Source organism: Cognatishimia sp. (assembly GCF_964229375.1).
Taxonomy (GTDB): Bacteria; Pseudomonadota; Alphaproteobacteria; order Rhodobacterales; family Rhodobacteraceae; genus Cognatishimia.
The window spans coordinates 1-6,754 of record NZ_CAXREH010000137.1 but is presented as its reverse complement, the minus strand read 5'-3'; the positions used below and the strand labels follow the sequence as shown (position 1 = coordinate 6,754).

Annotated in this window: 6 protein-coding genes; all 6 read left to right on the top strand. The window is 57.5% G+C overall.

Features of this window, described 5'->3' with window-relative positions; all coding sequences use genetic code 11:
- On the top strand, positions 1-1,174 hold a 1,174-nt coding region (gene regB / locus ACEQWH_RS10420; RefSeq protein WP_370230520.1), incomplete at its 5' end, for a sensor histidine kinase RegB.
- Positions 1,175-1,243: 69 nt separating this feature from the next.
- On the top strand, positions 1,244-2,782 hold the full coding sequence (locus ACEQWH_RS10415; protein WP_370230517.1) for a PAS-domain containing protein: 1,539 nt from the start codon (positions 1,244-1,246) through the stop codon (positions 2,780-2,782).
- 45 nt (positions 2,783-2,827) lie between these two features.
- The gene (gene tsaE, locus ACEQWH_RS10410; RefSeq protein ID WP_370230514.1) at positions 2,828-3,304 is read left to right on the top strand and encodes a tRNA (adenosine(37)-N6)-threonylcarbamoyltransferase complex ATPase subunit type 1 TsaE; all 477 of its coding nucleotides are present in this window, start codon (positions 2,828-2,830) and stop codon (positions 3,302-3,304) included.
- Entirely contained in the window at positions 3,294-4,304 is a 1,011-nt protein-coding gene (locus tag ACEQWH_RS10405; protein ID WP_370230511.1) for an aminoglycoside phosphotransferase family protein, read from the top strand. Before tsaE ends, ACEQWH_RS10405 begins: the two co-directional genes overlap by 11 nt.
- A complete protein-coding gene (locus ACEQWH_RS10400) occupies positions 4,277-4,969 on the top strand; it encodes a nucleotidyltransferase family protein (protein ID WP_370230508.1) in 693 nt (230 codons plus the stop codon). Before ACEQWH_RS10405 ends, ACEQWH_RS10400 begins: the two co-directional genes overlap by 28 nt.
- Positions 4,962-6,754, top strand: a 1,793-nt coding sequence (gene addB, locus ACEQWH_RS10395) for a double-strand break repair protein AddB (protein ID WP_370230506.1), incomplete at its 3' end; no start/stop codon positions are given. The genes ACEQWH_RS10400 and addB, both read left to right, overlap by 8 nt.

Here is a 6,754-nt window from a genome sequence, read left to right as displayed (position 1 = left end):
GGGATATTTCACATTTCCGGAAAACAAACTACTGACAGAGACCGAGAACGCTGCGCTTTTGCTGTTTGATCTGCTGCAGCTGTGTTTCCTGCTGTTCCTGACAGGCGGGCTGAACAATCCCTTCTCGATCCTCGTCGTGGGCCCCGTCACTGTGTCAGCCGCCACGCTTTCTATTCGAATGACGGCGATCCTTGCGTCGGTCACCATCGCGCTGGCCGCTTTGATGACCGAAATCTATCTGCCTCTACGCACCGCCAGTGGCATTATTCTGGAAACTCAGCAGATCTTTCTGATCGGTAACTTCGCGGGGATTTTCATCGCCGTGCTGTTCTCGTCGATCTATTCGCAACGGGTGGTGTCGGAAATGTCGACCATGGCCGAAGCGTTGGCCGCCACGCAAATGGCCCTGGCGCGCGAGCAGAAACTTACCGACCTTGGCGGCGTTGTCGCCGCTGCCGCACACGAGCTTGGCACGCCTCTCGCAACCATCAAACTGACCAGCGGTGAGCTGATGGAAGAGCTGTCAGATCAGCCAGACCTGCGCGAAGACGCGGCGCTGATCCGGCAACAGGCAGACCGCTGTCGCGATATCCTTCGCTCGATGGGGCGGGCCGGGAAAAGTGACCTGCACATGCGCAGCCTGCCGCTTTTGACGGTGATAGAAGAGGCCGCCGAACCCCATAGCGACCGTGGCAAATCCGTCATCATCGACGAAGTCATGTCTGATGATGTCCGCGAAGAAGAGCCGCAGGTGCTGCGCCGTGCCGAGATCGTGCACGGGTTGCGAAATCTGATCCAGAACGCAGTGGATTTTTCAAAAACCGAAGTCCGCATCGAGGCAAGCTGGACATCCGAAACCGTCACCGTGCGAGTGATCGACAATGGCCCCGGATTTCCAAGCCACGTGATCGGACGGATCGGCAGCCCGATGTTGCGACGCGTCCGCAGCGACAGAGACCGCCGCTCTCGCCCCGGATACGACGGCATGGGCCTTGGGCTGTTCATCGCAAAGACACTGCTTGAACGCACCGGCGCATCCCTGCATTTCTCAAACCTCAGCTATGAAACCGCATCACACAGCGGCGCCATCGTCGAAGTCACCTGGCCGCGTAAGGAAATCGAGGCCGCGACCGGGGTGCCCTTCTCGGCAGAAAACCCTCAGATCAAAGGGTAAGCGATAAGTTAACCCTTCGTTAATCGTTTTCCCAAATCCTTATGTCTCATGGCGACATAGGGGAAAACGGTGGTGCCGGAATCGGTTGTTTACGTTGCTCAGATCGTGATGGTTGCCATCTGCGCCACCGGTCTTTGCCTGATGGTCGTCAGGGGTATCGCCCGCCACGGAGTCGTCCGATACTGGCGCGCCCAGCGCGAAGAAGCGCCTTTGGTCATGTTGTTTGAGCGTGGCCTTTTGATCGACGCCAACCAAGATGCGCTCTCGCTTTTGGGCAGCAGTGAGCTGACGGATGTGACATGGGGACAAGTCCGCACCGCTCTGGCCAGCCGCATTACAACGCTGCCGGTGTCGCTGGGGAAAAAAGATCCGATCAGCACCCATCCGAAAGACGCACGACTGGGCGAGCTGCGGGCCACGCTGGAGCAATGGCGCAACTATGCAAGGCTGTCGGTATACAACTGGCCCACGCAGAACAAACGCAAGGCCTCTGTACGGATCCCGATCTCCGAGTTTGAGTCGCTCACCAACGCCGCCCTGGATTCCCCTTTCCCGATTTGGCGACTGTCAGACGACAACAAGCTGATCTGGGCCAATCCCGCCTTTTTCAAAGACTATGGAAAAACGATCCAAGTCGGCGACAGCATCGAGCAACTGAAAACCCAGATACCCGCGGATCTAAACTCTGGTCAGACCTTTTCAACCGCAGTCGAAAACCCAAACGACGGCGGCCCTAAACATTTTGATGTGACTATGGTCAGGCAAGGCGACAGTCGCACCTTTTTCGCGGTGAACGCCGACAAAGTGGTTCAGGCGGATGACGCCAAACGCAGTTTCATTCAGACGCTTGCCAAAACCTTTGCCCAGCTTTCAACGGGGCTCGCGATCTTTGATCGGGATCGCAGGCTGGTTCTTTTCAACCCGGCCCTGATGGATCAATTCGGCATTCCCGCAGGCTTCCTCAGTGGCGAGCCGACCTTGGCTGCCTTCTTTGACAAGCTGCGCGACGACCGGATGATTCCGGAACCTCGCGACTACGGGTCTTGGCGCGAAAAGATCATGCATATGGTGCTGGACGCCACTGATGACCGCTATCGTGAGGTCTGGCCTCTGCCTTCTGGTGCAACCTATCGGGTGACGGGCCGCCCCCATCCCAACGGCGCCGTCGCGTTTCTGTTCGAAGACATCAGCGCAGAACTATCGCTAGAGCGGCGGTTCCGCGCACAATTGGACATGACGAAAGCCGTCATCAACAACTTTTCTCCCGCCATCGCTGTCATTTCGCCAGGCGGCACCTTTGCGATGACAAACACAGCTTTTCATACGATGTGGAGGGTCAATCCGGACAACTCGATCACGGATTTCACCTGGAGTGATTTTGAGATTATTTGGAAGAATAAGGTGAAAGAGACTCCGATATTGGCGGGTTTGACCAACTATCTCAGGCTGTTTCACGACCGCCAGACCTGGGTCCGGGGCGTTCACACGGGATCAGGCAAAATGCTTCACATTCAGGCGGATCCGGTGATGGGCGGTTACACAATTCTGACATTCGCCGAAATCCAGAACGCCACAACTCCGCAGACGGAAAAACTCAGCACGCCATAGTTTCTTGCTGGTTGCAGCTTGGTCACGGCGTAGTATCCTGTCGCCATGGAACTGCAGAATTTTTCGACAACCCTCACCTCTGCCGAGGCCACAACGCGTCTGGCTCAGGCGCTGGCCCCGCGATTGGATGCCGGCGATGTTCTGCTATTCACGGGCGATATCGGCGCAGGCAAAACCCATTTCGCACGGTCTTTGATTCAGAGCCTGCTGCCGGAACCCGAGGATGTGCCCTCTCCGACGTTCACTCTGGTTCAGATCTATGAGGTGTATCAATTCGAGATCTGGCACGCCGATTTATACCGACTGACCAGCCCGGACGAGGTTGTCGAGCTTGGTTTAATCGACGCCTTTGACGACGCGCTTTGCCTTGTCGAATGGCCCGATCGACTGGCGGAACTGGCACCGCAAAGCGCGCTGTCCATTTCGATGCAAATGACTCCGGATCAGGGGCATCGACAGCTCACCGCCTCGTGGACCGACAAAAAATGGGCCGAAAAACTCGCGGGTCTTGATGGAGCATAAGCTTTCCTCAAATGGCCTGGCCTTTCTTGCGGACACCGATTGGAAGACCGCAGAAATCACCCCTTTGACACAGGATGCCTCGGCTCGACGATACTTCAGACTGCGCGGCAAAGATCAAAAGACAGCCGTTCTGATGGATTCGTCGCAAGCAGCGACCGGTGAACTTGGCCGGTTTCTGTCAGTGGGCGCTTACTTAGGCGACCTGGGTCTCTCGGCACCTCAGATCCTGACGTCAAACGGCGAGTTTACAGTTCTGGAAGACTTTGGCGACGCGCGTTTCGCCGATCTGCCCGACGATCCTTCAAAACTCTACCGTTTGGCTATCGATGCGCTTGTCCATCTTCAAGCGCATGCCCCGATGCACGGCCTGCCCGTCTGCGACTTCGCGCATTTGGGCGAGCTGACGGCAACTGCTTGGCGATGGTACCCACAATCCTCTGAGGGCGCGCTTTCGCCCGAGGCACAAGAAGCGTCTGACTTGGCTGTCGCTGCAGCGAAATCTCTGGCACTTAAGCCAACCTGCACCATGCTGCGCGATTTTCATGCCGAAAACCTCATGTGGCTGCCTAAACGCGACGGGGTTCGACAAGTTGGCCTGCTTGATTTTCAAGATGCCATGGTTGGCCATCCGGTCTTCGATGTGGTTTCCCTGTTGCAGGACGCACGGCGTGATATCACGCCCGACTTCGAGCAACAGCTCGGCGTGTATTTCCAAGAACAGGCAGGCATGTCGCCCGAGCATTTTAAGGCAAGCTATGCCGCCCTTGGCGCGTTTCGCAATCTGCGCATCATCGGAATGTTCGCGCGGTTGGGCAAATTGCTGGGACGGCCGAGTTACATTGATTTGATACCGCACGTTTGGCGGTATCTGGACAGTGACCTTGCGCACCCTGCCCTCGAAGACCTTAGAGGCTTTGTGCAACGCACGCTGTCCCCGCCTACAGAACCTTATCTGAAAGAACTGAAATCGCGATGTCCAAAGCCCCCAATTCAGTGCTGATTTTCGCCGCCGGTTTCGGCACGCGCATGGGCGATCTGACGCGCAAAACACCCAAGCCTTTGATCACCGTGAACGGCACAGCACTTATCGATCACACGCTGGAAATGACGGCCGCGATTTCGCCTGAAACAACCGTCGTGAACGCGCATTATCTGGCCGATCAAATGGTCGAACATTTACGTGAAAAACCCGTGATAATGTCCATCGAAAAACCCGACATTTTGGACACAGGCGGAGGTCTTAAGGCGGCGTTGCCTCTTCTGAAACAATCCGCGGTATTTACCAGCAACAGTGATTGTATCTGGGACGGTCCGAACCCTTTTCCTCTTTTGAAAAACACATGGGATCCGAATGCAATGGACGCGCTTTTAGGGTGTATTAGGGTCGAAAACTGTCTTGGCAGAGACGGTGGCGGAGACTTTGATCTCGACGAAACAGGGCGTATTTCTCGCACTGGCAATTTCGTTTATGGTGGAGTTCAAATTATCAAAACGGCGCGCGTCAATGCCCATCCAAATCGAACATTCTCTCTAAATGCAGTGTGGGACGATATTGCGCGGGATGGACGGCTATTCGGACTGGACTACCCGGGGCGCTGGTGCGATGTCGGACACCCGGGCGGTATTGCTCTGGCCGAGGCGCTTTTGAGGGGGCAGGATGTTTAACCAGACGGGCAAACCGCATGTATTTGGCATAGCGCCAGGCGTCGATTTTCCGCGTGCCCTCATCGCGGGTTTGCATGCGCGTTTTCAAGGTGCCGCACCCGAGGATTTTGCCCGCGTCAAGATCATCGTAAACACGCAGCGCATGGCGCGCCGGATGCGGCAGCTTTTCGATGAAGGACCACCGATGCTGTTGCCCCGCGTCAAGCTGCTGACCAGCCTCGGGCAATCGCTCAAAACACCCCTACCCCTTGCAGTATCTCCGCTGCGGCGGCGGTTCGAACTGACCCAGATCATTGCGCGACTTCTGGATCAACAGCCGGATCTGGCACCCCGAGCGTCATTGTTTGATCTGGCCGACAGTCTGGCGACCTTGATGGACGAGATGAACGGCGAAGGCGTTTCTCCGGACGCGATTGCCGCGCTCGATGTCAGCGATCAATCTGGCCATTGGGAGCGCGCCCAGCAGTTTTTCGGCATTGCACGGCATTTTCTGGCTTCGGTGGCCGAAGAGCCCGATGCGGAAACCCGCCAGAGACAGATCGTCGAGGCGCTGGTCGCCCAATGGGAGGCCGATCCACCGCAACATCCCGTCATTTTGGCGGGCTCGACGGGTTCGCGGGGCACAACCATGCTGCTGATGCAGGCGATTGCGCGTCTGCCGCAAGGGGCGCTGGTTCTGCCCGGCTTTGATTTTGACACGCCCGCATCCGTGTGGGGCACATTGGGCGATGCTTTGTCTGCCGAGGACCATCCACAATTTCGGTTCAACAAAATCCTGCGCGGGTTGGACATGCGGCCGGATGAGGTCACGCCCTGGACAGAGACAGCCGCGCCGAATGCGGCCCGCAACAGGCTGGTATCCTTGGCGCTGCGCCCAGCGCCGGTAACGGATCAATGGCTGACCGAGGGCCCTTCGCTCACAGATCTAGACCACGCATGTGCCGACGTCACCTTGCTTGAGGCGGGCTCTATGCGGGAGGAGGCGCTCGCCATCGCCATGCGCTTGAGGCATGCCGCCGAAGATGGCATGACCGCCGCGCTTATCACGCCGGATCGTATGCTGACACGTCAGGTGACGGCGGCGCTTGATCGCTGGAATATCCTGCCCGATGACTCAGCGGGCACTCCGTTGCAACTTTCGCCTCCGGGCAGATTTCTGCGGCATATTACGGCTCTATTTCAGCAGGAAATTACGTCTGAGGCCTTATTAACGCTACTCAAACATCCGCTGACGCACTCGGGGGCCGAGCGCAATACGCACCTTCGTTTGACCCGTGATCTTGAACTTCATCTCAGACGCAAAGGGATCACCTATCCCACCGCGTCAGCTTTGGCAGCGTTCGGCGCGGCGATTGATGGCGGCGATGCGTGGTTTGCCTGGGTGTGCGACTGCTTCTGTGATCGCGCACAACCTGAGGCCATTGCACTTGATGCGCGCGTAACTGCGCATCTGGACCTTGCGGAACACATCGCGCGGGGGTCTGCGACACCCGAAGGCAGTGGCGGTCTTTGGGACGAGAAAGCCGGTCGCGAGGCGCGCCGCATTGTTTCGCAGCTTCAGGAAAACGCGCCCTTTGCAGGGGAGATGTCGGCCAAGGACTATGGCGATCTGTTTGGCGCCGTTCTGTCACGGGGCGAAGTGCGCGACCGTGATGCACCTCACCCCAAGATTTTGATCTGGGGCACGCTTGAGGCGCGGGTGCAAGGCGCGGATCTGCTTATCCTGGGCGGGTTGAACGAAGGCAGCTGGCCTGAAAGCCCCTCGCCCGACCCTTGGCTTAACCG